The sequence below is a fragment of the Silvania confinis genome (genome assembly GCF_025564085.1).
Lineage (GTDB): Bacteria > Pseudomonadota > Gammaproteobacteria > Enterobacterales > Enterobacteriaceae > Enterobacter > Enterobacter confinis.
The window spans coordinates 72,870-97,135 of record NZ_JAMGZJ010000073.1 but is presented as its reverse complement, the minus strand read 5'-3'; the positions used below and the strand labels follow the sequence as shown (position 1 = coordinate 97,135).

Sequence of the window (24,266 nt, the reverse complement as noted above, 5' to 3'; positions counted from 1 at the left end):
TCTTCCTTAATATGCACGCAGCGTTTTAAACACCGAGGCCAACTTGCTGGCATCTTTAATGCCGGGCTGTGCCTCAACGCCTGAATTGAAATCGAGACCTGCGCAGCCTGCTTTGGCGGCTTCAACGCAGTTATCCGGGCTCAGGCCACCGGCCAGCAGGACATTGTCCAGCTTCTTACCGTTGAGCAGCGACCAGTCGAAACGTTGTCCGCTGCCGCCCTGGCCGTTATCAAGAACATATTTATCAACCTGCTGGAGCGTGCGTGCCGGCAGGGTGTCGTCGACGCTCAGCGCTTTCCAGATTTGTACCTGCGGTGCCAGCACGGCGCGCAGGGCATCGATATAGGCCTGATCTTCACTGCCGTGCAGCTGAACGGCGGCCAGTGACAACGTCTCGGCGCGGGCAGCGACGTCGGCAATTGCCGCGTTGCGGAATACGCCCACGTAGCGTAATGGTGCGGCAGCCATCACCTGGCGAGCCTGTAGCTCAGTCACGTTACGCGGGGAGGATTCAACAAAAATCAGCCCGCCGTAAATTGCCCCGGCTTCGTGCGCCGCGACGGCATCTTCCGCGCGCGTCAGGCCACACACTTTATTCTCACCCAGCAGCACGCGACGTACTGCGGCACCGAGATCGGCCTGCTCCATCATCGCGGAGCCAATCAGGAAACCGTTGGCGAAGTGGCTCAGCTCACGGACCTGGGCATAGGTATTGATCCCGGACTCACTGATCACCGTGACGCCCGCACCCAGACGCGGCGCCAGCTGGCGCGTGCGGTTGAGGTCGATAGAGAGATCGCGCAGGTCGCGGTTATTAATGCCTACCACCTTGGCCTTCAGGGCGATGGCTCGCTCGAGTTCCTCTTCGTTACTCACCTCAGTCAGCACGCCCATATTCAGGCTGTGTGCGACCGCAGCGAGCTGGCGATACTGTTCATCGTCCAGCACGGAGAGCATCAGCAGGCAGGCGTCGGCCTGATAAAAGCGCGCCAGCCAGATTTGATACGCGTCGATAATAAAGTCTTTGCACAAAATCGGCTGCGGGGCGATGCCGCTGACCACCGGCAGAAAATCGAAGCTGCCCTGAAAATACTTCTCGTCGGTCAGGACCGAAATCGCCGACGCATGGTGCTTATACACGGCGGCAATCTGCGCCGGGTCGAAATCATCGCGGATCACCCCTTTTGACGGGGAGGCTTTTTTGCACTCCAGGATAAACGCGGTGCGTGCACCCTGCAGGGCATCATAAAAACGGCGGCTGCTTGGCACGACCTCATTCTGGAAGCTGGCGAGCGGTTGCTGTTCTTTGCGGGCTGCAACCCAGATGGCCTTATCGGCAACGATTTTCGCTAACACGGTCTGCATTGTTTATCCTCTTGCCGCAAGTGCGGTCACTCGGTCGTACGCTGCGCCTGAGCGCAACACATCCATCACTTTACGCGCGTTTTCCTGTAAATCTTCTTCACCGTGCAGACGCATCAACATGGCGACGTTGGCGGCCACTGCGGCCTCATGCGCGGCTTCACCTTTACCTTGTAACAGGCGCGTCAGAATGTCACGGTTTTCTTCCGGGGTGCCGCCTGCCAGCTGCTCCTGGTGATACGGGGTTAAGCCAAAGTCTGCCGCTTCCAACTGATAGCTCTTAATTTCGCCGTTATGCAGCTCGGCCACCAGGGTCGGCGCATGCAGAGACACTTCATCCATACCGCCGCTGTGTACCACCGCTGCACGCTGATAGCCCAGCACGCGCAGAGTTTCGGCAATTGGCAACACCAGCTCCGGGCTGTAGACGCCAATCAGCGCCAGCGGCGGGTGAGCCGGGTTGATCAGCGGCCCCAGCACGTTAAACAGGGTGCGGGTTTTCAGCTGCTGGCGTACCGGCATCGCATGGCGGAATCCGGTGTGGTACTTGGGTGCAAACAGGAAGCAGACGCCCAAATCGTCCAGCGCATCGCGTGATCTCTCGGCATTCATCTCCAGATTGATCCCGAAGGCGGCCAGCAGATCCGACGAGCCGGAACGACTGGAGACGCTGCGGTTGCCGTGCTTCGCCACTTTCATGCCGCAGGCGGCGGCAACAAAGGCGCTGGCGGTAGAAATGTTGATACTGTTGCTGCCGTCACCACCGGTGCCGACGATGTCGGCGAACAGGTAGTCCGGGCGCGGGAACGGGGCGGCGTTTTCCAGCAGGGCGGTGGCAGCACCGGCGATCTCTTGCGGCTGTTCACCGCGCACTTTCATACTCACCAGTGCGGCAGCCAGCTGCTCGGGCTTCAGCTCGCCGCGCACTACGGCGGAGAACAGCTGATGGCTCTCCTGCTGGCTCAGGGTCTGCGCCTGATACAGTTTTTCCAGAATCGGCTGCAGGCTATTGGTCTGCTCCAGCTTCTGCAGCGCCCAGTTGAGCGTCTGCTCCAGCAGGCGCGCCCCTTGTGAAGTCAGAATCGACTCCGGGTGGAACTGCAAACCGCACACCCGGTCCGCGTCGTGACGCACGGCCATCACCATCCCGTTAAAGTGGGCATTAATGGTCAGGCCAGCCGGGATATTACTTCCAACCAGCGAGTGATAACGCGCCACCGGCAGCGGATTCATCAGCCCGGCAAACATCGCCTGGCCGTCATGTTCAATGCTGGAGGCTTTGCCGTGCAGGATCTCACCGGCCTGGCCGACATAGCCGCCGTAGGCTTCGACAATCGCCTGGTGACCCAGACAGATGCCGATGATCGGCAGCTTGCCGCGCATGCGGGTCAGCAGTTCTGGCATACACCCGGCTTCGCTCGGTGCGCCAGGGCCTGGGGAGAGCATCAGCACCGGGTTTTGCATAGTACCCAGACGCTCAATTAAGGTTTGCGCCGGAACGTGGTTTCGGTAAATCACCACGTTATGGCCGCTCGCACGCAGCTGATCCGCCAGGTTATAGGTAAATGAGTCGATATTATCGAGCAGCAGAATGTCAGCCATCAGAAAATCTCCTGTGCGTGATGGGCAGTCGCAATGGCGCGCAGTACCGCGCGGGCTTTATTGCGGGTTTCGTCAGCTTCAGACTGCGGCACCGAATCCAGAACGACGCCCGCCCCGGCCTGAACGGTAGCAATCCCCTCTTCTACGTAGGCGGAGCGGATCACAATGCAGGTATCCAGATCGCCGTGCGCCGTGAAGTAGCCGACTGCGCCGCCATAGCTGCCGCGACGACGGCCTTCGGCCTGGGCGATAAGCTGCATGGCGCGCACTTTTGGCGCCCCGCTCAGGGTGCCCATGTTCATGCAGGCGCGGTAGGCGTGTAGCACATCCAGATCGCGACGCAGCTCGCCCACCACGCGGGAGACCAGGTGCATCACGAAGGAGTAGCGGTCCACTTTAGTCAGGTCGGCCACATAGCGGCTACCCGGGGTACAGATACGCGCCAGATCGTTACGCGCCAGGTCGACCAGCATCAGGTGCTCAGACATCTCTTTCTGGTCGGTGCGCATCTCCAGCTCAATACGGCTGTCGAGATCGCGGTCCAGAGAGCCGTCGGCGTGGCGACCGCGTGGGCGAGTCCCGGCAATCGGATAAATTTCGATCTGGCGGCTGGTGGCGTCGTACTTCAGGGAGCTCTCCGGTGATGCGCCGAATAGCGTAAAATCGTTATCCTGCATAAAGAACATGTACGGGCTGGGGTTACTCTTCTTCAGCACATCATAGGCCGCCAGCGGGGACGGGCAGGGCAGTGAGAAGCGGCGGGAAGGTACTACCTGGAAAATCTCGCCCGCGCGAATCGCTTTTTGCATCTGGCGGACGACCACACCAAACTCATCATCCGACTGGCTACAGTCGCAGCGCATCTGCTCTACGCGCTGTACCGGCAGCTCTGACGGCGCTTCCGTCATTTGCTCCTGCAACTGGGCGATGCGCTCTTCAAGGCGCTGTTTCTCGGCTGGCAGCGGGGTAAACAGGCTGGCCTGAATACGGGTATACTTTTTCTGGTGGTCGATCACCAGTAAGGTTTCGGCGAGATAGAAGCAGTAATCCGGGCAGCGATTTCCCTGCTCCAGTTCAGGCAGTGCTTCGAAACCGGCCACCAGGTCATAGGCAAACAGCCCGCCAAAGAACATGGCTTCACGCTCGTTTTCCGGCACGTTAACCAGATTCTGCAACAGGCGGAAGGCGTCAAATACTGACAGCGAACAGAGACGTGCATCTTCATCAAGCAGTTGGCTGACCGGCGGGAAGTGCAGGATCCGGGCATCCGGACGCGGTTCATTTTCAATGCCTGCTGGCAGTACGCCATCCAGCAGAGAGAGCAGCGCCGCACCGTTTGCCGACAGAGCTTGCAGGGTAACGGTATTGCCCAGGGCGGTGATGCGCAGGGCACTGTCGACCAGCAGCAGGCTTTTCAGATCGTCTTTGCTGTCGATATCCGCCGACTCCAGCAGCAGCGTGGCCGGGCGGGCGCCGCAGACCTGATGGAACAGCGCCGTAGGGTTGTGGCGATACGCCGCCTCACGGGTCAGCAATTCAAGGGTAGGTTTGGCTGTTTGCATTATGTTGTTCTCTTTATTCTGTTCAAAAAAAGGCCCGCTCAGTGGCGGGCCAGGTATCTGTATGCTTTACGCAGACGTGCGACACTGCCCGACAATCAGGATGCGCGCCACCCGCTGTGCAGAGTGATTTGTGTCGTCATGAGCAGATACCTCGTTGAGTGAACTTGCGTACTAGTTAACTAGTTCGATGGCCTAATGTCAACCCCCGGATTTCAGAATTTCACCACATGCCGTTATTATGGCGACGCAGATATTGACGATCAGTGACGGGAGCCGCTTTGAGCGACACGAATTACGCAGTGATTTATGATTTACACAGCCACACGCAGGCCTCTGATGGCCTGCTTACGCCCGAAGCCCTTGTCCACCGTGCTCATGAGATGCGCGTCGGCACGCTGGCGATCACCGATCACGATACCACCGAGGCCATTGCCCCCGCACGGGCGGAAATTGCCCGCAGCGGATTACCGCTGACCCTGATCGCAGGGGTAGAAATTTCGACCCTCTGGGAAAACCACGAGATTCATATCGTCGGGCTGAACATTGATATTGATAACCCGGCAATGCGGGCGTTCCTTGACGAGCAAAAGGCGCGTCGTGTTTTGCGGGCCGAACTGATCGCCGAACGGCTGGACAAAGCCCATATCCCCGGCGCCTGGGAAGGCGCGCTGAGTCTGGCCAATGGTGGGGCGGTCACCCGCGCACACTTTGCCCGTTTTCTGGTTGCACAAGGCAAAGCGAATAACATCGCGGACGTGTTTAAAAAGTATCTCGCGCGGGGGAAAACGGGATACGTTCCGCCACAGTGGTGTACAATAGAACAAGCTATTGATGTCATTCATCATTCTGGCGGCAAGGCGGTGCTGGCCCATCCGGGGCGGTATAACCTCTCCGCCAAATGGCTGAAACGTCTGCTGGCGTACTTTGCCGAACAGGGCGGTGATGCGATGGAAGTCGCGCAGTGCCAGCAGGCGCCCAACGAGCGCAGTCAACTGGCTGAGTATGCCCGCCAGTATGGGCTCTTTGCCTCCCAGGGCTCTGATTTCCATCAACCTTGTCCATGGATTGAGCTGGGACGCAAACTCTGGTTACCCGCTGGCGTCGAGCCGGTGTGGCAACTTTGGGAACAGCCGACGCCAATTGAAGAGAGGGTAGTATGAGTCAATTTTTTTATATCCATCCTGACAATCCGCAGGCGCGTTTGATCAATCAGGCCGTGGAGATCGTGCGTAAGGGCGGGGTCATTGTCTATCCGACTGATTCAGGCTACGCGCTGGGCTGTAAGATTGAAGACAAAGGCGCGATGGAGCGTATCTGCCGGATCCGGCATATTCCCAACGGGCATAACTTTACCTTGATGTGCCGGGATCTCTCTGAGCTGTCGACATACTCCTACGTAGATAACGTGGCGTTCCGACTGATCAAAAATAATACGCCAGGTAATTACACCTTTATCCTGAAGGGCACTAAAGAGGTGCCGCGCCGTCTGCTGCAGGAAAAACGCAAAACCATTGGCATGCGCGTGCCGTCGAACCCGATCGCCCAGGCGCTGCTGGAGGTCCTTGGCGAGCCGATGCTCTCGACATCCCTGATGCTGCCGGGTAGCGAATTTACCGAGTCCGACCCGGAAGAGATCAAAGATCGCCTCGAGAAGCAGGTGGATTTGATTATTCACGGCGGCTATCTCGGCCAGCAGCCCACGACGGTGATTGATCTAACCGAAGATGCGCCAGTGGTAGTCCGTGAAGGCGTGGGTGACGTTAAACCTTTCTTGTAAGGGTGGAAGCCGCTATACTACGCGGCCATAAGTTTAGCGGTGAACCCGCTATAATGACCCTATTCGACGCCTGTGAAGGCGACACCTGAAGGAAGCTCAATGAGCGAGAAGTTACAGAAAGTGCTGGCCCGCGCCGGCCACGGTTCACGCCGTGAAATCGAAACCATTATCGAAGCAGGTCGCGTCAGTGTGGACGGTAAAATCGCCACGCTGGGCGATCGTGTGGAAATCGTCGCCGGTCTCAAAATCCGTATCGACGGTCACCTGATCTCAGTGAAAGAGTCCGCAGAGCAGATTTGCCGCGTACTGGCGTACTACAAGCCGGAAGGCGAGCTCTGTACCCGTAACGATCCGGAAGGCCGCCCAACGGTATTTGACCGTCTGCCTAAGCTACGCGGTGCGCGCTGGATCGCCGTGGGGCGTCTGGACGTGAACACCTGTGGTCTGCTGCTGTTCACTACCGATGGTGAGCTGGCAAACCGTCTGATGCACCCAAGCCGTGAAGTGGAACGTGAATACGCCGTACGCGTGTTCGGTGAAGTGGACGAAAATAAAATCCGCGATCTGTCCCGTGGCGTTCAGCTTGAAGATGGCCCGGCCGCGTTTAAAACCATCAAGTTTACCGGTGGCGAAGGCATTAACCAGTGGTACAACGTCACCCTGACAGAAGGGCGTAACCGTGAGGTGCGTCGTCTGTGGGAAGCAGTTGGCGTGCAGGTTAGCCGTCTGATCCGTGTGCGTTACGGTGATATCCTGCTGCCAAAAAGCCTGCCTCGCGGCGGCTATACGGAGCTGGATTTAACCCAGACCAACTATCTGCGTGAGCTGGTATCACTGCCTCCAGAAAGCCTGTCGAAAGTGGCGGTTGAAAAAGATCGTCGTCGCATGAAAGCGAACCAGATTCGCCGTGCGGTCAAACGTCACAGCCAGGTCAGCAGCAACAGCAATAATCGCCGCTCTGGCAGCCGAAACAACAACGGCTAAAAAGACAAAACCCGCCTCGGCGGGTTTTTTATTAATAGTCGATGCCGATTTGCGCTTTAACGCCGGCGTCAAATGCATGTTTGACCGGACGCAGCTCGCTGACGGTATCGGCCATCTCCATAATATCCCGGTGGCAACCGCGCCCGGTGACAATCACCGTCTGATGCGCGGGGCGGTTATTCAACGCATCCAGAACATCCTGCAACGCTAAGTAATCGTACGCCACCATATAAGTAATTTCGTCCAGCAGGACCATATTCAGCGCCGGATCCGCCAGCATCCGCTTTGCGTGATCCCACACCGCCAGGCAGGCGGCAGTGTCTGTTTCCCGGTTCTGTGTATCCCAGGTAAACCCGGTCGCCATCACCTGAAATTCTACCCCATGCGGCTCCAGCAGATTACGCTCGCCGTTCGGCCATTCACCTTTGATAAACTGAATTACGCCCACTTTTTGCCCATGCCCGACAGCCCGTGTCGCGGTGCCAAAGGCGGCGGTGGTTTTGCCTTTGCCGTTGCCGGTGAAGACGATAATAATGCCGCGCTCGTCCCGCGCGGCGGCGATGCGGGCATCGACCTGATCTTTCAGGCGCTGCTGGCGCTGCTGATGACGTTCATCACTCATTGAGAAATTCCTGGTTTACGGCCTGGTTGGGCATCAAAGGTCATACCGGTTTTGCGGCGACTGTCATCGCCCATCAGCCATAGATAGAGCGGCATGATGTCGGCAGGGGTTTTCAGTTTGTTCGGATCTTCGCCTGGAAACGCGCTGGCGCGCATTTTGGTGCGCGTACCACCGGGATTGATACAGTTCACGCGCAGATGGCGGCTTTGGTACTCTTCGGCCAGCACCTGCATCATCCCTTCGGTAGCGAATTTCGATGCGGCATAGGCGCCCCAGTTGGCACGGCCCTGACGTCCGACGCTGGAGGAGGTGAACACCAGCGAACCAGAATCTGACTGGAGTAATAAAGGAAGCAGTGCCTGGGTAAGGAAAAAGGTGCCGTTGACGTTCACCTGCATCACCTGCTGCCAGATGGCCGGCGTCTGTTGATCCATCGGGCACACTTCACCGAGTAAACCGGCATTATGTAACACGCCGTCCAGACGCGGGTAGTCGGCCGCTATACGCTGGGCCAGCGCCTGGCAACTTTCTGGGGTGCAGGTCAGCAGGTCGAGAATGTATCCGCGCGCGGCGTGCCCCCCCTCATCGTGGATGGTGCGAATAACGTCGTGCAGTTTCTCTTCATTACGACCCAGCAGGATGACGTGGGCTCCGTGGCGGGCGTAGGTCAACGCGGCTTCGCGGCCAATGCCGTCGCTGGCGCCGGTGACCAGGATAATACGATTTTGCAGTAGATCTTTTTGCGGTTGATAGTGCAAGGTGACTCCTCTGGCGCGCGTTGGCGCTACCCATGCTGTGCGGGTACTTTTCGGCTTTATGCCCGAAAGCGCGCAGGATTTCAATCAGTCTATCGGAGAGTTCACTGTAAAATTAACAATTTGCAAAACATTTTTCTCGTCAGTAAACATTCCTGAAGCAGGCTCGCAAGCGTATCGTCAGGGGCGAGACGCCTGGCACAGGCTGATGTACACTGAGTGATAAAACAAGTGGTTAAATCAAGGTGGTCGTGTGGAATTACTTTCTGAATATGGTTTGTTTTTGGCCAAGATTGCGACGGTAGTGATTGCCATTGCAATCGTCGCCGTGCTCATTATGAATCTGACGCAGCGCAAACGTCAGCGCGGCGAGTTGCGTATTACCCGATTGAGCGAGCAGTACACCGAGATGCAGGAAGAGATGTCGGTAGCGCTGCTCGACCGTCATCAGCAAAAAATGTGGCACAAAGCGCAGAAGAAAAAGCACAAGCTCGAGGCGAAAACCGCGAAGCTGCAAGCCAAACAAGGGCACCGTGAAGATGTCGCTAAACCGCGCGTCTATGTGCTGGATTTCAACGGCAGTATGGATGCGCACGAAGTGACCTCGCTGCGTGAAGAAGTGACCGCAGTGCTTGCCGTGGCACGCACTGAGGATCAGGTCGTCTTGCGTCTTGAAAGCCCCGGCGGTGTGGTTCACGGCTATGGGCTGGCGTCGTCCCAGCTGCAACGCCTGCGTGACAAGCAGATCCCGCTGACGGTGGCGGTGGATAAAGTGGCTGCCAGCGGTGGCTACATGATGGCCTGCGTGGCCGATAAAATCGTAGCTGCGCCGTTTTCAATTATTGGTTCTATTGGCGTGGTAGCGCAGATCCCGAACTTCAATCGCTTCCTGAAGAATAAAGAGATTGATATCGAGCTTCATACCGCGGGCCAGTACAAGCGTACGCTGACCCTGTTGGGTGAGAACACCGAAGAGGGGCGGCAGAAATTCCGCGAAGACCTCAATGACACCCATCTGCTGTTTAAAGGCTTTGTGAAGCAGATGCGTCCAACGCTGGATATCGATCAGGTGGCAACCGGTGAACACTGGTACGGTACGCAGGCGCTGGAAAAAGGACTGGTAGACCAGGTAGGAACCAGTGATGATTTGCTGCTGGGGCTGATGGAAGGTCGCGAGCTGGTGGGCGTTCGCTACACGCGACGCAAAAAGCTGATGGACAGGTTTACCAACAGCGCCGCAGAGAGCGCGGATCGTCTGCTGTTACGTTGGTGGCAGCGCGGGCAAAAACCGCTGCTCTGAATAAAACGCGAGGCTTGTGCCTCGCGTTTTACATTAATCGACCAGGTGATACTTCTCCGAGAGCGCGTGCGCCAGGTATTTAAACATATTAAATACCGCCGTGCTTTTCGGGGTCGGCAGGCCCTGCTCATCCAGGTAGTATTCGCCGCTGAACACCAGCACGCTGTTGCGCTGTTCAACACCCGTGGCTTCGATCCCTGCCATGGTGTCTTCATGTTCACGAATGAGTTTATTTGCTTCAATAAGCAAGGTGGCTCGGTCAATAGGTTGGGTAGTTTGCTGCATTATCCACTCCTTAAACAGTGACATTAGTCTACGCCGCAGCGGTGGCGGGAGCAAATTTTCCCCGTTTTAGTGCACTCAGTGCAACAGGGGAGACGCTGGCGCGATTTGCTTTTGCATGCTAATAAAGTTGCGTAACAGATTTTATCAGGTAGAGTGTGCGCTTTCGTCAATCTGGCAATAGATTTGCTTGACATTCGACCTAAGTCTCGTCGTGAAGTCACAATGATGCGAGATAAATCCTGTTATCTCAACCACCTGGGTGATGCTGTTTTTACACCTGATCCGAAAAGGGGGTTGATATCCACTGATGACGCCGCTATATAAATGTCTCGTCGCCAGTGGAAGGTGAACTCACGCGACGTATTCCTGGAAGAAACAAAATTTAGGTAAAGGTGAATATGGGTAAAGCTCTCGTTATCGTTGAGTCCCCGGCAAAAGCCAAAACGATCAATAAATATTTGGGTAATGACTACGTGGTTAAGTCCAGCGTAGGTCATATCCGCGATCTGCCGACCAGTGGCTCAGCCAGCAAGAAGAGCGCCGACTCTACCTCCACCAAAGGGGCCAAAAAGCCTAAAAAGGATGAACGTAGCGCGCTCGTGAATCGCATGGGGGTTAACCCATGGGACAACTGGCAGGCACAGTACGAAGTGCTGCCGGGCAAAGAGAAAGTCGTCTCCGAGCTGAAACAGCTGGCAGAAAAAGCCGACCACATCTATCTCGCAACCGACCTTGACCGCGAAGGGGAGGCCATTGCATGGCACCTGCGGGAAGTGATCGGGGGTGATGACTCACGCTACAGCCGCGTGGTGTTCAACGAAATAACTAAAAATGCAATTCGCCAGGCTTTCGAAAAGCCGGGCGAGCTAAATATCGATCGCGTTAACGCCCAGCAGGCGCGCCGCTTTATGGACCGCGTGGTGGGTTACATGGTCTCTCCGCTGCTGTGGAAAAAGATTGCTCGCGGTCTGTCTGCAGGCCGCGTCCAGTCGGTTGCCGTTCGTCTGGTGGTTGAACGTGAACGTGAAATTAAAGCGTTCGTGCCAGAAGAGTTCTGGGAAATTGACGCCAACGTGACGACGCCAGGCGGCGACACGTTGCCGCTGGAAGTCTCTCACCATAAAGACAAGCCGTTCCGTCCTGAAAAACGTGAACAGACCATGGCTGCGGTGGCCGTGCTGGAAAAAGCCCGCTATCAGGTGTTGGATCGTGAAGACAAACCGACCAGCAGCAAACCTGGCGCGCCGTTTATCACTTCCACCCTGCAGCAGGCGGCAAGTACCCGTCTGGGCTATGGCGTGAAGAAAACCATGATGATGGCGCAGCGCCTGTATGAAGCTGGCCACATCACTTACATGCGTACTGACTCCACCAATCTGAGCCAGGACGCGGTAAGCATGGTGCGTGATTACATTGGCGACAACTTTGGCAAAAAATACCTGCCGGAGAACGCCAACCAGTACAACAGCAAAGAGAACTCGCAGGAAGCGCACGAAGCGATTCGTCCTTCTGATGTCTCGGTGCTGGCTGAATCGCTGAAAGATATGGAAGCAGACGCGCAGAAGCTGTATCAGCTGATCTGGCGCCAGTTCGTTGCCTGTCAGATGACGCCTGCGCAGTACGACTCCACCACGCTGACCGTGGGTGCCGGTGAGTTCCGTCTTAAAGCGCGCGGACGTATCCTGCGCTTTGATGGCTGGACCAAAGTGATGCCTGCGCTGCGTAAGGGCGATGAAGACAAAACTCTGCCTGCGGTGAACGCCGGTGATGAACTGACGCTGGTTGAATTGTTGCCTGCGCAGCACTTCACCAAACCGCCAGCCCGCTTCAGTGAAGCATCTCTGGTTAAAGAGCTGGAAAAACGCGGTATTGGCCGTCCGTCCACCTATGCGTCGATCATTTCGACCATTCAGGATCGCGGCTATGTGCGGACAGAGAACCGTCGCTTCTACGCCGAAAAGATGGGTGAGATCGTCACCGATCGCCTGGAAGCTAACTTCCGCGAGCTGATGAACTACGACTTTACCGCGCAGATGGAAAACAGCCTCGACCAGGTGGCCAACCACGAAGCCGAGTGGAAGAAGGTGCTCGACAGCTTCTTCGGCGACTTCACCAGCCAGCTGGAAAAAGCCGAAAAAGACCCTGAAGAGGGCGGCATGCTGCCGAACCAGATGGTGCTGACCAGCATCGACTGTCCGACCTGTAGCCGCCAGATGGGGATCCGTACCGCGACGACAGGCGTCTTCCTGGGTTGTTCAGGCTATGCACTGTCGCCGAAAGAGCGCTGCAAGACCACCATCAACCTGGTGCCGGAAAACGAAGTGCTGAACGTGCTGGAAGGTGACGATGCGGAAACCAACGCATTGCGCGCCAAACGCCGCTGTAACAAGTGCGGAACCGCCATGGACAGCTACCTGATCGATCCTAAACGCAAGCTGCATGTCTGTGGTAATAACCCGACCTGCGACGGCTACGAGATTGAAGAGGGCGAGTTCCGCATCAAGGGTTATGACGGCCCGATTGTTGAGTGTGAAAAATGTGGTTCTGAAATGCACCTGAAAATGGGGCGTTTTGGTAAATACATGGCCTGTACCAACGAAGAGTGTAAGAACACGCGTAAGATCCTGCGTAACGGCGAAGTCGCGCCACCGAAGGAAGATCCGGTGCCATTGCCAGAACTGCCGTGCGAGAAGTCCGATGCGTACTTCGTACTGCGTGACGGCGCAGCGGGCGTCTTCCTGGCCGCGAACACCTTCCCCAAATCGCGCGAAACCCGCGCGCCGCTGGTGGAAGAACTGTACCGTTTCCGCGATCGTCTGGCAGAAAAACTGCGTTATCTGGCCGATGCGCCTCAGCAGGATCCAGAGGGTAATAAGACTGTGGTGCGATTTAGCCGTAAAACTAAGCAGCAGTACGTTGCAGCTGAAAAAGACGGGAAAGCGACCGGATGGTCGGCGTTCTACATCGACGGTAAATGGGTTGAAGGCAAAAAATAAGCCTTACTTAGCGTAAGTTACCTGTAAAGGGCCGAACTCCGGCCCTTTTTTTATGGCTGTTATTATTTTTTGTTACGGGCTATACAGCAAAGATATAACTGATATAGTGGTTATAGTTAACCCTCTTCTTATTATTAAATCGTCTTAAGCGATTGCCCGTGTGCGCTAAATCGGATGGTCTGGCATGAAACTACAGCAGCTCCGCTATATCGTTGAGGTGGTCAACCATAACCTCAATGTCTCCTCGACCGCAGAAGGTCTCTACACGTCACAGCCCGGTATCAGTAAGCAGGTTCGTATGCTTGAAGATGAACTTGGGATCCAGATTTTCGCCCGCAGCGGCAAACATCTCACTCAGGTGACGCCTGCGGGGCAGGAGATTATCCGCATCGCCCGCGAGGTGCTGTCGAAAGTCGAAGCCATTAAATCTGTGGCAGGGGAACATACCTGGCCCGACAAAGGCTCGTTGTATATCGCCACCACCCATACGCAGGCGCGCTATGCCTTGCCGGGCGTGATCAAAGGCTTCATCGAGCGCTATCCTCGCGTGTCGCTGCATATGCATCAGGGTTCGCCAACGCAAATCGCCGAAGCGGTCTCCAAAGGCAATGCCGATTTCGCTATCGCCACCGAAGCACTGCACCTGTACGACGATCTGGTGATGCTGCCATGCTACCACTGGAACCGCTCGATTGTGGTCACCCCGGAACATCCGCTGGCCGCTAAAACCTCTGTCTCGATTGAAGAGCTGGCCCAGTATCCGTTGGTCACCTATACCTTCGGCTTTACCGGTCGCTCGGAGCTGGACACTGCCTTTAATCGTGCAGGGCTGACGCCACGCATCGTCTTTACCGCCACCGATGCAGATGTCATTAAAACCTACGTACGCCTTGGCCTGGGGGTAGGGGTGATTGCCAGCATGGCGGTGGATCCGATTGCCGACCCGGACTTAGTACGTCTGGATACGCAGGGCGTATTCAGCCACAGCACCACCAAAATTGGCTTCCGTCGCAGCACCTTCCTGCGCAGCTACATGTATGATTTTATTCAGCGATTTGCCCCACATCTCACTCGTGATGTCGTCGATACGGCCGTGGCATTGCGGTCAAACGAAGATATTGAAGAGATGTTTAAAGATATAAAGCTTCCGGAAAAATAATCACCTCCGGTATCTTTTCCCCTGGAGAAGATACCGTTATTTCCTCTTCGATTAGAAATAAACCCCTTCATCTGTATTGTTAAATCAGAATATATTACTTGTTACGGCACCGATCGTTAAAACTGTCGTGAACCGGCGACAAAAATAGAAAACAATTTACCGTTACGCAAATTCCTCGATTCAATTATTTATTTCCGCTCATAAGATTAACTATTTCCCCTCAGACGATTCGAAAATTCGCTGGATTTTAGACTAAAGTTTCTTTAGGATTTATCTCAACCATGATTAGTTATACCAATTGTTTGGTATCCAAATGATAAGCGATGTCGATTGTATGAGGTTTGCAATGCCGTCAGGAAGTCAAGAACCGCAAAGGGACCCAGCGCTGAAGCGTAAAGCCTGGCTGGCGGTATTTCTCGGTTCCACCCTGTTCTGGGTGGTGGTGGCACTGCTGGTCTGGAAATATTGGGGTTAAGTATGGCGGTTCAGGGGCGTACTGAAGCAGTCAAACCGAAGGGTCAGAAGACAGATGCGCCCCGTAAAGCCCGGAAAGAAGCTGCGGACAAGGTCCCGGCCTCCTGGAAACTGACACCCCAACAGCAAGCGTTTATTGATGCGTTCGCAGAAGACGAACCTAAAAAACAATAATTTTTATTACGCAGTGCGGTAATGATAATAATCCACTGCGCTTATGTACTCTTTAATAAATACACATCAGCAGTACCGACCTGAGTCAAACTCAGCCACAACGAATAAACAGATGATGGGTAGTGCAATGCTGAATAATATCTGTGGTGCTAAATACTGGTCATGGGTAGGGGCTTTTTCGCTGTCGCTCCTCTTCTGGTGTCAGCTCATCTGGCTCGCGCTCCACTGAATGATAAAAACCTCGCAACCGCGGGGTTTTTTTGTTTTCACGTCCCGCTTTTCTCCTGCGCATTTATCAATTCGGGTTGTTATCAAATCGTTACAGCTATGATGTGTTATCTTTAATTACGACCCCGGTAAACGTCGGGGTATCGCAATCCCGGTAATTAAGGAGGAGCTTATGTCGTTAACCTTACGCGAAGCCAGTAAGGACACATTGCAGGCTGAGAACAAAACCTACCACTACTACAGCTTGCCGCTGGCCGCCAGGGAGCTTGGGGACATCACGCGTCTCCCCAAATCACTTAAAGTGCTACTGGAAAATCTCCTGCGCTGGCAGGATGGCGACTCGGTGACGGCGGAGGATATCCACGCGCTGGCGGGGTGGCTGCAGAATGCCCATGCCGACCGCGAAATCGCCTATCGTCCGGCCAGGGTGCTGATGCAGGATTTCACCGGCGTCCCGGCCGTGGTGGATCTGGCGGCGATGCGTGAAGCCGTCAAACGCCTCGGCGGCGATACCGCCAAAGTGAATCCACTTTCCCCCGTCGATCTCGTTATTGACCATTCGGTGACCGTAGACCACTTTGGTGATGAGGACGCGTTTGAAGAAAACGTGCGCCTGGAGATGGAGCGTAACCACGAGCGCTACGTGTTTCTGAAGTGGGGCCAGCAGGCGTTCAGCCGTTTCAGCGTTGTGCCGCCCGGCACCGGCATTTGTCACCAGGTTAATCTGGAATACCTTGGCAAAGCGGTGTGGAGCGAGCTACAGGGTAAAGAGTGGGTTGCCTACCCGGACACGTTGGTGGGTACCGACTCGCACACTACCATGATCAACGGGCTTGGCGTGTTGGGTTGGGGTGTCGGTGGGATTGAGGCAGAGGCCGCGATGTTGGGTCAGCCGGTATCGATGCTGATCCCCGATGTGGTCGGATTTAAACTGACGGGCAAACTGAACGAAGGCATTACTGCCACGGATCTGGTCTTAACCGTCACCCAGATGCTGCGTAAGCACGGCGTGGTGGGTAAATTTGTTGAATTCTACGGCGACGGGCTCGACTCCCTGCCGCTGGCTGACCGGGCCACCATCGCCAATATGGCGCCCGAGTATGGCGCGACCTGCGGCTTTTTCCCGATTGACGGCGTAACGCTGGATTATATGCGTCTCAGCGGGCGCAGCAGCGAACAGGTTGCGCTGGTAGAAGCGTATGCTAAAGCACAGGGGATGTGGCGAAATACCGGGGATGAACCAGTCTTTACCAGTACCCTCGAGCTGGATATGGGCATCGTGGAAGCCAGTCTTGCCGGGCCTAAACGTCCCCAGGATCGTGTGGCGTTAGGTGATGTGCCGAAGGCGTTTGCTGCCAGCAATGAGCTGGAGGTCAACAGCGCGCAGAAAGATCGGCGACCGATTGATTACGTGATGAACGGGCACTCGTATCAACTGCCGGACGGCGCCGTGGTGATCGCGGCGATCACCTCCTGCACCAATACCTCCAACCCGAGCGTGTTGATGGCGGCGGGGCTGCTGGCGAAAAAAGCCGTCACCCTTGGATTAAAACGCCAGCCGTGGGTAAAAGCCTCGCTGGCACCGGGATCGAAAGTGGTGTCGGACTATCTGGCGCAGGCCAGGCTCACGCCGTATCTGGATGAGCTGGGCTTTAACCTCGTGGGTTACGGCTGTACCACCTGTATCGGCAACTCAGGGCCACTTCCCGACCCGATCGAAACCGCCATCAAGCAGGGCGATTTAACGGTCGGGGCGGTGTTGTCGGGCAACCGTAACTTTGAAGGGCGTATTCATCCGCTGGTCAAAACCAACTGGCTGGCCTCACCGCCGCTGGTGGTGGCCTATGCGCTGGCCGGGAACATGAACATCAATCTGGCGACCGACCCGCTGGGACAGGACCGCAAAGGCGATCCGGTTTATCTGAAAGATATCTGGCCGTCGGCGCAGGAGATCGCCCGTGCGGTTGAGAAGGTTTCCACCGACATGTTCCGCAAAGAGTATGCCGAAGTGTTTGAAGGTACACCGGAGTGGAAATCTATCGACGTTGCGCGCTCAGACACTTACAGCTGGCAGGATGATTCCACCTATATTCGCCTGTCGCCGTTCTTCGACGAGATGCAGGCGCAGCCTAAACCGCTGGAAGACATTCACGGCGCGCGGGTGCTGGCCATCCTCGGCGACTCGGTCACTACCGACCATATCTCCCCGGCGGGGAGCATCAAAGCGGACAGTCCGGCAGGGCGCTATCTGCAAGGGCGTGGCGTGGAGCGCCGCGATTTTAACTCCTACGGTTCGCGGCGTGGTAACCACGAGGTGATGATGCGCGGCACTTTCGCCAACATCCGTATCCGCAATGAGATGGTCCCCGGCATCGAGGGCGGGATGACCCGCTATCTACCGGGTACCGAGGTGGTCTCGATCTATGACGCCGCCATGAAATATCAGCAGGCGGGTGTGCCGCTGGCGGTTATTGCCGGGAAAGAGTATGGCTCAGGCTCCAGTCGCGACTGGGCGGCCAAAGGACCCAGGTTGCTGGGGGTAAGGGTGGTGATCGCCGAATCCTTTGAGCGTATCCACCGGTCAAATCTGATCGGAATGGGGATTTTGCCGCTTGAGTTTCCGCTGGGGGCATCGCGTAAAACGCTGGGGCTGTCGGGGGAGGAACGTATTGATGTGGCGGATCTGCAGAACCTGACGCCGGGTGCCACCGTACCGGTCAAACTGACGCGCGCGGATGGGCAAATCGAGATGCTGGACTGTCGCTGCCGCATCGACACGGCTACAGAGCTAACGTACTACCAGAACGACGGCATACTGCACTACGTGATTCGTAATATGCTGAATTAATGCGGGTAAAACTGCCCGGCGAGCCTGTCGTCGCCGGGCCTAACGCGTTTACTCGCTCAGCAGATGCCCGAGCTTCGCTGCTTTGGTATCCAGGTAGTGCGCGTTTTTCGGATTACGGCCCACGATCAGCGGTACGCGCTCAACGATGTTAATGCCCGCCTCGGTCAGGATCTCGACCTTGCGTGGGTTATTGGTCAGCAGACGCACTTCATTCACACCCAGCAGCTTGAACATATCCGCACACAGGGTGAAATCACGCTCATCGGCAGCAAAGCCTAACTGATGGTTAGCTTCGACGGTGTCATACCCTTGATCCTGCAGAGCATAGGCACGGATCTTATTCAGCAAGCCGATATTACGACCTTCCTGGCGGTGATACAGCAGGATGCCGCGACCCTCTTCAGCGATGTGCGAGAGGGCTGCTTCCAGTTGAAAACCGCAATCACAGCGCAGGCTAAACAGCGCATCACCCGTCAGGCACTCAGAGTGAACGCGAGCCAGAACCGGCATCTGCCCGGACGTATCGCCGAACACTAACGCCACATGGTCCTGCCCGGTTGCCAGTTCTTCAAAACCCACCATCAGGAAATCGCCCCATGGGGTTGGCAGATTGGCTTCTGCCACACGTTTAAGCTGCATGTGATTCTCCAGAAAATGCTGACACGCGGGGTGTCTTTCGCCTGTTTGGCTGTCGGTATCCTCTTATTTTGCCACAAGCCGCGCGGGTTCACCTAGTTACGCCCACCTATACGAACGTTAAACGCACAATCCGACATTTTTACCCTGATGTTAATTTTCGGTTATGATTGTGAGGCTTATCGAAAAAGGAGACGACATGCTTAATATTGCCCGCCGCACGGCGGTTGGTGCGGGGATCTTGCTCATCATGCCCGCAGCCGTCTGGATCTCGGGCTGGCAGTGGCAGCCAGGAGCTAACAGTGGATGGCTAAAAGCGCTGTTCTGGATAACCGAAACGGTCACCCAGCCCTGGGGGATCATCACGCACACGTTACTGTGCGGCTGGTTTTTGTGGTGCCTGCGCTTTCGCCTGCGCGCCGCCATCATGCTGTTCGCCATTCTCGGCGCGGCGATCCTGATTGGCCAGGGCGTTAAGTCCTGGGTCAAGGATCGCGTTCAGGAGCCGCGACCTTTTGTCGTCTGGCTGGAAAAAACGCACCATGTTCCGGTCACCGACTTCTACAATTTAAAGCGTAAGGCGCGCGGTGAGTTGGTGAAAGAACAGCTTATTGAACAACAGAATGTTCCGCCTTTTTTACGTAAGCACTGGCAGAAAGAGACCGGATTTGCCTTCCCGTCCGGGCACACCATGTTTGCCGCAAGCTGGGCGCTGCTGGGCGTCGGGCTGCTTTGGCCACGCCGACGCACCCTGACTATCGCCGTGCTGCTGGTATGGGCGACAGGGGTGATGGGGAGTCGTTTACTGCTGGGGATGCACTGGCCGCGGGATTTGATTGTCGCCACTCTGATAGCCTGGCTGCTGGTGACGCTCGCGACCTGGCTTGCTCAACGCGTCTGTGGGCCGCTGACGCCGCCTGCAGAAGAGAACCGGGAAATAGCCAACCGCGAGGAAGAAAGCTGACCGAGGTTGAAATTATCATATTAAGCCGTAGATCTAAGGCGGGCGCGACGCTTTTTCCGTATCGCGGCCGCCTTGAAAATGGTAATTTATAGGGCTGGTTACGCTATGTTGAACACTCTTTATTCGCTCAAACCACATAAAGGGAAGTAATGTGAAATATCTACTCATTTTCTTACTGGTGTTGGCGATTTTTGTCATTTCAGTCACATTAGGTGCGCAAAACGATCAACAGGTTACGTTTAATTACCTGCTGGCACAGGGCGAGTACCGCATTTCCAGCCTGTTGGCGGTATTATTCGCCGCGGGGTTTGTTATCGGCTGGCTAATTTGCGGCCTGTTCTGGCTTAAAGTCCGGGTATCACTTGCCCGCGCCGAACGTAAAATCAAACGTCTTGAATATCAAATTGCGCCCACGACCGACGTTCCGGTAAGTTCAAGTGTGCCGGTAACGAAGGAATAATCGAAGATGCTGGAGTTGTTGTTTCTGCTTTTGCCTGTCGCCGCAGCCTATGGCTGGTATATGGGTCGCAGAAGTGCGCAACAAACAAAACAGGATGAAGCGAACCGTCTCTCGCGTGACTACGTTACCGGGGTGAACTTCCTCCTGAGCAACCAACAGGATAAAGCGGTAGACCTGTTCCTCGAGATGCTAAAAGAGGATACCGGAACCGTTGAGGCCCATCTTACCCTCGGCAACCTGTTCCGTTCGCGCGGTGAAGTTGATCGCGCTATCCGTATTCATCAGACCTTAATGGAAAGCGCGTCATTAACCTATGAACAGCGCCTTTTGGCTGTGCAGCAGCTCGGCCGCGACTATATGGCCGCAGGGCTGTACGATCGCGCCGAAGACATGTTTAACCAGTTGGTGGATGAAACCGATTTTCGCGTTAGCGCCCTGCAACAGCTCCTGCAAATTTATCAGGCGACCAGCGACTGGCAGAAAGCCATCGACGTTGCCGAGCGGCTGGTGAAGCTGGGTAAAGACAAGCAGCGTGGCGAAATTGCCCATTTCTACTGTGAGCTGGCGCTCCAGCAGATGGGCAACGACGATATGGATAAAGCCATGGCCCTGTTGAAGAAGGGCGCCGCCGCCGATCGCAGCAGCGCGCGTATCTCCATCATGATGGGGCGCGTCTTCATGGCCAACGGCGAGTATCAAAAAGCGGTGGAAAGCCTGCTCCGGGTGATTGACCAGGATAAAGAGCTGGTCAGCGAAACGCTGGAAATGCTGCAAACCTGCTATCAGCAGTTGGGCAAACCCGATGAGTGGGTCGCTTTCCTGCGCCGTTGCGTGGAGCAGAACACCGGCGCGATGGCGGAGCTGATGCTGGCCGACGTCGTTCAGGAACACGAAGGCAGCGACACCGCACAGGTCTATATTACCCGCCAGCTGCAGCGTCATCCAACCATGCGTGTCTTCCATAAGCTGATGGATTATCACCTGCACGATGCCGAAGAAGGGCGCGCCAAAGAGAGCCTGATGGTGTTGCGCGACATGGTGGGTGAGCAAGTGCGCAGTAAGCCGCGCTATCGCTGCCAGAAGTGTGGCTTCACCGCGTATACCCTGTACTGGCACTGTCCGTCCTGCCGGGCGTGGTCCACCATCAAGCCGATTCGCGGCCTCGATGGACAGTAATTTAAAAAAATTCCCATTTTAGTTACAACATACTTATGGTTTGTTCGTCATGATGGTACGGTGCGGTTTCTCGCCTGGCAGGAATAAAAATCGGACCTGTTAATTTTGCTGATCCGCAGGTAGAATGCACGCCGTTTATCACTCCCGCGCCGACGCGGCGCTCATCGACGAGAAGGTCCGGTCATGACGTCTGTAGCAACATCATCTTCCCGCGTAGTTACTGAATCTCCTGTTGTTGTTGCCCTGGATTACAACAATCGCGATAACGCCCTGGCGTTCGTCGATCGTATCGATCCGCGCGACTGTCGCCTGAAAATCGGTAAAGAGATGTTCACCTTGTTTGGGCCGCAAATCGTCCGCGATATGCAGCAGCGCGGTTTTGACGTGTTTCTCGACCTGAAATTCCACGATATTCCTAATACCACCGCCCATGCAGTCGCCGCAGCGGCCGAGCTGGGTGTTTGGATGGTTAACGTCCATGCGTCGGGTGGGGCACGCATGATGACCGCCGCGCGTGAAGCCTTAGTGCCTTTTGGTAAAGATGCCCCTTTGTTGATTGCTGTCACCGTGCTCACCAGCATGGAAGCCAGTGACTTATTGGATTTGGGTGTGACACTGTCACCTGCCGAACATGCTGAACGGCTGGCGCGATTGACCCACAGCTGCGGCCTCGACGGGGTGGTGTGTTCTGCCCAGGAAGCCGTTCGTTTTAAAAGCGCCATCGGCCAGGACTTCAAGCTGGTGACGCCGGGTATCCGCCCGCAGGGCAGTGAAGCAGGCGATCAGCGCCGTATTATGACCCCTGAGCAGGCGCTTGCGGCCGGCGTGGACTATATGGTTATTGGACGCCCGGTGACCCAGTCTGCCGATCCGGCGAACACCCTGAAAGCCATCAACGCATCACTTAAGGGGGCGTAATGCGCGACAATAATAGCCGCCTGGTCTACTCGACCGATACCGGACGGATCGATGAACCAAAAGAGACCGCAGAGCGTCCAAAGGGCGACGGTATTGTGCGCATTCAGCGCCAGACAAGCGGGCGCAAAGGGAAGGGTGTTTGTCTGGTGACGGGCATTGATGCCGACGACGCCACGCTGGTGCTGATTGCAGCTGAGCTGAAGAAGAAGTGCGGCTGCGGCGGGTCGGTTAAGGACGGCATCATTGAGATTCAGGGCGATAAACGCGACCTGATCAAATCCCTGCTGGAAGCGAAAGGGATGAAAGTGAAGTTAGCGGGCGGCTGAAATAAATAAGCCACGGTCTGAACCGTGGCTTAACGTTCTTGTGCGTCGTTGAGGTCAGAAATTAAGGGGCCTCAAAATACTGCAGTGGCTATCAGTGTCGTATTTATTTGCCTACCTGATGACCGATAATCCCACCAACTGCGGCACCACCCAAGGTACCCAGCGCACTACCGTCAGTTAAGACTGCACCACCAACAGCACCCGCACCTGCGCCAATCGCGGTGTTGCGGCTACGTTTATCCCAGCTAGAACATGCGCTCAGAGACATTACCAATGTGGTCGCCAGCAACGCAGCGGCAATTTTTTTGCTATTTAAAGTAAAAGACATAATTCATTCTCCTGAAATATTGAATCACGGGAAAATTTCACTTTAAGTATAATCTAAATAGATACTTAAGCGCCGTTTCCTATGAAACCTGTTCGCGCAGGTGTTAACAAGATCACGCAGGTGATAGTCACTTCCTGTTATATCGCTAACATTAATTTTACGTCTTTATCACTGATCCAACAGGTAAATAGTCTTAAAGGATTGCTCAGAATAGTCTCAGACAATAAGGGGGGATTTCGCCCGACGGTGCGGGCGTAGAGGCGGGGTCAGGCAGGTTTGCTGACGATATCGACGATCAGGCCGTCGTGTTGCAGTCTCTCGCAGTGCGCCTGTTTCAGTCCTTCGTCGGTGATCACCCGGCTAAAGCGCGATACAGGACCCATCGTGTAAGGGTGAACCGCACCAAACTTGGAGCTGTCGGTCAGAACGATCGCTTCACAGCCTTTCTCCAGCACCGCATTGACCACGTCTGAACGCATCATATCCCGGCCGGTAAAGCCGGTCTCGGGCTGCCAGCCGTCGATGCCGATAAATGCCTTGCTGAAATGGACCTGCTGCACATACTGGCGCGTCAGCGGGCCAACCATGCTTTCACTTTTCTTCTGATAGATGCCGCCCAGCAAAATGACTTCGCTGCGGGTTTCTTTCAGCAGATGGGCGATGTAGCTGCTCACGGTAACAATGGTAACGTCTTTCTGCTCTGCCAGCGTGCGGGCGAGCAAGGCATTGCTACTGCCGTTCTCGATGAAGACCGTTTCGCCATTGTTGACCAGCGACGCGGCAAACTCTGCCAGCTCGCGCTTCAGGGCGTAGTTATTCATCATTCGCGTTTCGACGTCTTCACTGTCCAGCGGTTCAGCGTAGCCGTGCGCACGGCGAAGGAAACTCATTTTTTCCAGAAGATTGAGATCCTGGCGGATGGTGACTTCCGACACGCCGGTTGCTTTTGCCAACTCAACGACACTCACTCGCCCTGTGTCGATCACCATCTGTAGAATAATTTGTTGTCGGGAGTTCATAGCATCCATATTAAAACGGCAGCACCGTTAGTTGAAAACTGACATAAAGAAGAGTCGGGTAGACGTTTATACTTCCCACGGGGCCTTAGACTGTACGGTATCAGGTATTTTCTCTGCGCCAGCCTGAGACAGTAATTCTGACTTTAATATCTCAAGATTACGCACCGCAGAATTCACATCACCTGCCACCAGAATATCCAGCACGGTATCAATACGTTGTGCCACTTTCAGTGCATCGATATCAGACATAATCTCGTCCCTAAAACGTAAAGGTAATAATTTTAATGATGCAGAAAACGAAGGCAAAAGAG

The 24,266-nt window shown here is 55.5% G+C and carries 24 protein-coding genes and 1 other annotated feature; of the genes, 14 read left to right on the top strand and 10 right to left on the bottom strand.

The features are described 5' to 3' along the window. Positions 1–6: 6 nt before the first annotated feature. The 3 genes from trpCF to M8013_RS09285 are packed head-to-tail and all read right to left on the bottom strand — an operon-like array spanning position 7 to position 4,526. The gene (trpCF, locus tag M8013_RS09295; RefSeq protein WP_271267516.1) at positions 7–1,365 is read right to left on the bottom strand and encodes a bifunctional indole-3-glycerol-phosphate synthase TrpC/phosphoribosylanthranilate isomerase TrpF; all 1,359 of its coding nucleotides are present in this window, start codon (positions 1,363–1,365) and stop codon (positions 7–9) included. Positions 1,366–1,368: 3 nt separating this feature from the next. Next, positions 1,369–2,964: a bifunctional anthranilate synthase glutamate amidotransferase component TrpG/anthranilate phosphoribosyltransferase TrpD gene (gene trpD / locus M8013_RS09290; protein WP_271267515.1), complete on the bottom strand. Its 1,596-nt coding sequence runs from the start codon at positions 2,962–2,964 to the stop codon at positions 1,369–1,371. Further along, positions 2,964–4,526, bottom strand: coding sequence for an anthranilate synthase component 1 (locus M8013_RS09285; RefSeq protein WP_271267514.1), 1,563 nt, complete (start codon positions 4,524–4,526; stop codon positions 2,964–2,966). The genes trpD and M8013_RS09285 overlap by 1 nt, the downstream gene beginning before the upstream one ends. Positions 4,527–4,550: 24 nt before the next feature. Beyond that, positions 4,551–4,645, bottom strand: a sequence feature (Trp leader region). Between the two features lie 159 nt (positions 4,646–4,804). Between M8013_RS09285 and rnm the strand changes: the two genes are divergently transcribed. The 3 genes from rnm (at position 4,805) to rluB (ending at position 7,287) form a co-directional block, all read left to right on the top strand. Further along, positions 4,805–5,686 (top strand): RNase RNM, encoded by an 882-nt coding sequence (gene rnm / locus M8013_RS09280; protein ID WP_271267513.1) that lies wholly within the window; start codon positions 4,805–4,807, stop codon positions 5,684–5,686. Continuing rightward, on the top strand, positions 5,683–6,303 hold the full coding sequence (locus M8013_RS09275; protein WP_271267512.1) for an L-threonylcarbamoyladenylate synthase: 621 nt from the start codon (positions 5,683–5,685) through the stop codon (positions 6,301–6,303). Before rnm ends, M8013_RS09275 begins: the two co-directional genes overlap by 4 nt. Before the next feature lie 99 nt (positions 6,304–6,402). After that, positions 6,403–7,287 (top strand): 23S rRNA pseudouridine(2605) synthase RluB, encoded by an 885-nt coding sequence (rluB, locus tag M8013_RS09270; RefSeq protein WP_271267511.1) that lies wholly within the window; start codon positions 6,403–6,405, stop codon positions 7,285–7,287. Between the two features lie 31 nt (positions 7,288–7,318). Here the strand turns inward: rluB and cobO are convergent, their stop codons facing one another. Next, on the bottom strand, positions 7,319–7,909 hold the full coding sequence (gene cobO, locus M8013_RS09265) for a cob(I)yrinic acid a,c-diamide adenosyltransferase (protein ID WP_271267510.1): 591 nt from the start codon (positions 7,907–7,909) through the stop codon (positions 7,319–7,321). Then, positions 7,906–8,667: a YciK family oxidoreductase gene (locus M8013_RS09260; protein ID WP_271267509.1), complete on the bottom strand. Its 762-nt coding sequence runs from the start codon at positions 8,665–8,667 to the stop codon at positions 7,906–7,908. Before M8013_RS09260 ends, cobO begins: the two co-directional genes overlap by 4 nt. 250 nt (positions 8,668–8,917) lie before the next feature. On the opposite strand from M8013_RS09260, the gene sohB reads away from it, so the two are divergent. After that, on the top strand, positions 8,918–9,964 hold the full coding sequence (gene sohB / locus M8013_RS09255) for a protease SohB (protein WP_271267508.1): 1,047 nt from the start codon (positions 8,918–8,920) through the stop codon (positions 9,962–9,964). 33 nt (positions 9,965–9,997) lie between these two features. On the opposite strand, the gene M8013_RS09250 is transcribed toward sohB, so the two are convergent. Continuing rightward, the gene (locus M8013_RS09250; protein WP_271267507.1) at positions 9,998–10,249 is read right to left on the bottom strand and encodes a YciN family protein; all 252 of its coding nucleotides are present in this window, start codon (positions 10,247–10,249) and stop codon (positions 9,998–10,000) included. Positions 10,250–10,647: 398 nt separating this feature from the next. On the opposite strand from M8013_RS09250, the gene topA reads away from it, so the two are divergent. The 5 genes from topA to acnA all read left to right on the top strand — a co-directional run bounded on the left by topA (position 10,648) and on the right by acnA (position 18,128). Then, positions 10,648–13,245: a type I DNA topoisomerase gene (gene topA, locus M8013_RS09245; RefSeq protein WP_271267506.1), complete on the top strand. Its 2,598-nt coding sequence runs from the start codon at positions 10,648–10,650 to the stop codon at positions 13,243–13,245. A 184-nt stretch (positions 13,246–13,429) separates the two neighbouring features. Next, on the top strand, positions 13,430–14,404 hold the full coding sequence (cysB, locus tag M8013_RS09240) for an HTH-type transcriptional regulator CysB (protein WP_271267505.1): 975 nt from the start codon (positions 13,430–13,432) through the stop codon (positions 14,402–14,404). A gap of 334 nt (positions 14,405–14,738) precedes the next feature. Continuing rightward, positions 14,739–14,879, top strand: coding sequence for a YmiA family putative membrane protein (locus tag M8013_RS09235; protein ID WP_271267504.1), 141 nt, complete (start codon positions 14,739–14,741; stop codon positions 14,877–14,879). 300 nt (positions 14,880–15,179) lie between these two features. After that, positions 15,180–15,281 carry a small membrane protein YmiC gene (ymiC, locus tag M8013_RS09230; protein WP_271267503.1) on the top strand — a complete coding sequence of 34 codons (102 nt, stop codon included), beginning with the start codon at positions 15,180–15,182 and terminating at the stop codon, positions 15,279–15,281. A gap of 171 nt (positions 15,282–15,452) precedes the next feature. Then, positions 15,453–18,128 carry an aconitate hydratase AcnA gene (acnA, locus tag M8013_RS09225; protein ID WP_271267502.1) on the top strand — a complete coding sequence of 892 codons (2,676 nt, stop codon included), beginning with the start codon at positions 15,453–15,455 and terminating at the stop codon, positions 18,126–18,128. 48 nt (positions 18,129–18,176) lie between these two features. Here the strand turns inward: acnA and ribA are convergent, their stop codons facing one another. Further along, positions 18,177–18,767, bottom strand: coding sequence for a GTP cyclohydrolase II (gene ribA / locus M8013_RS09220; RefSeq protein ID WP_271267501.1), 591 nt, complete (start codon positions 18,765–18,767; stop codon positions 18,177–18,179). A gap of 196 nt (positions 18,768–18,963) precedes the next feature. On the opposite strand from ribA, the gene pgpB reads away from it, so the two are divergent. From pgpB to yciH, 5 genes are all read left to right on the top strand, one after another. Beyond that, the gene (gene pgpB / locus M8013_RS09215) at positions 18,964–19,728 is read left to right on the top strand and encodes a phosphatidylglycerophosphatase B (protein ID WP_271267500.1); all 765 of its coding nucleotides are present in this window, start codon (positions 18,964–18,966) and stop codon (positions 19,726–19,728) included. 151 nt (positions 19,729–19,879) lie between these two features. Beyond that, the gene (locus tag M8013_RS09210) at positions 19,880–20,188 is read left to right on the top strand and encodes a LapA family protein (RefSeq protein ID WP_271267499.1); all 309 of its coding nucleotides are present in this window, start codon (positions 19,880–19,882) and stop codon (positions 20,186–20,188) included. 6 nt (positions 20,189–20,194) lie between these two features. After that, the gene (lapB, locus tag M8013_RS09205; protein WP_271267498.1) at positions 20,195–21,364 is read left to right on the top strand and encodes a lipopolysaccharide assembly protein LapB; all 1,170 of its coding nucleotides are present in this window, start codon (positions 20,195–20,197) and stop codon (positions 21,362–21,364) included. 183 nt (positions 21,365–21,547) lie between these two features. Then, the gene (gene pyrF / locus M8013_RS09200) at positions 21,548–22,282 is read left to right on the top strand and encodes an orotidine-5'-phosphate decarboxylase (protein WP_271267497.1); all 735 of its coding nucleotides are present in this window, start codon (positions 21,548–21,550) and stop codon (positions 22,280–22,282) included. Continuing rightward, positions 22,282–22,608, top strand: a complete 327-nt coding sequence (yciH, locus tag M8013_RS09195) for a stress response translation initiation inhibitor YciH (protein ID WP_271267496.1) — start codon at positions 22,282–22,284, stop codon at positions 22,606–22,608. The genes pyrF and yciH overlap by 1 nt, the downstream gene beginning before the upstream one ends. Positions 22,609–22,711: 103 nt before the next feature. Here the strand turns inward: yciH and osmB are convergent, their stop codons facing one another. The 3 genes from osmB to yciZ all read right to left on the bottom strand — a co-directional run bounded on the left by osmB (position 22,712) and on the right by yciZ (position 24,204). Beyond that, complete coding sequence (gene osmB, locus M8013_RS09190; RefSeq protein WP_271267495.1) at positions 22,712–22,936, bottom strand: osmotically-inducible lipoprotein OsmB; 225 nt, start codon at positions 22,934–22,936, stop codon at positions 22,712–22,714. A 266-nt stretch (positions 22,937–23,202) separates the two neighbouring features. Then, positions 23,203–23,955, bottom strand: a complete 753-nt coding sequence (gene yciT / locus M8013_RS09185) for a DNA-binding transcriptional regulator YciT (RefSeq protein WP_271267494.1) — start codon at positions 23,953–23,955, stop codon at positions 23,203–23,205. A gap of 66 nt (positions 23,956–24,021) precedes the next feature. Continuing rightward, the gene (gene yciZ, locus M8013_RS09180; protein ID WP_271267493.1) at positions 24,022–24,204 is read right to left on the bottom strand and encodes a protein YciZ/DeoL; all 183 of its coding nucleotides are present in this window, start codon (positions 24,202–24,204) and stop codon (positions 24,022–24,024) included. Positions 24,205–24,266: the final 62 nt, after the last annotated feature.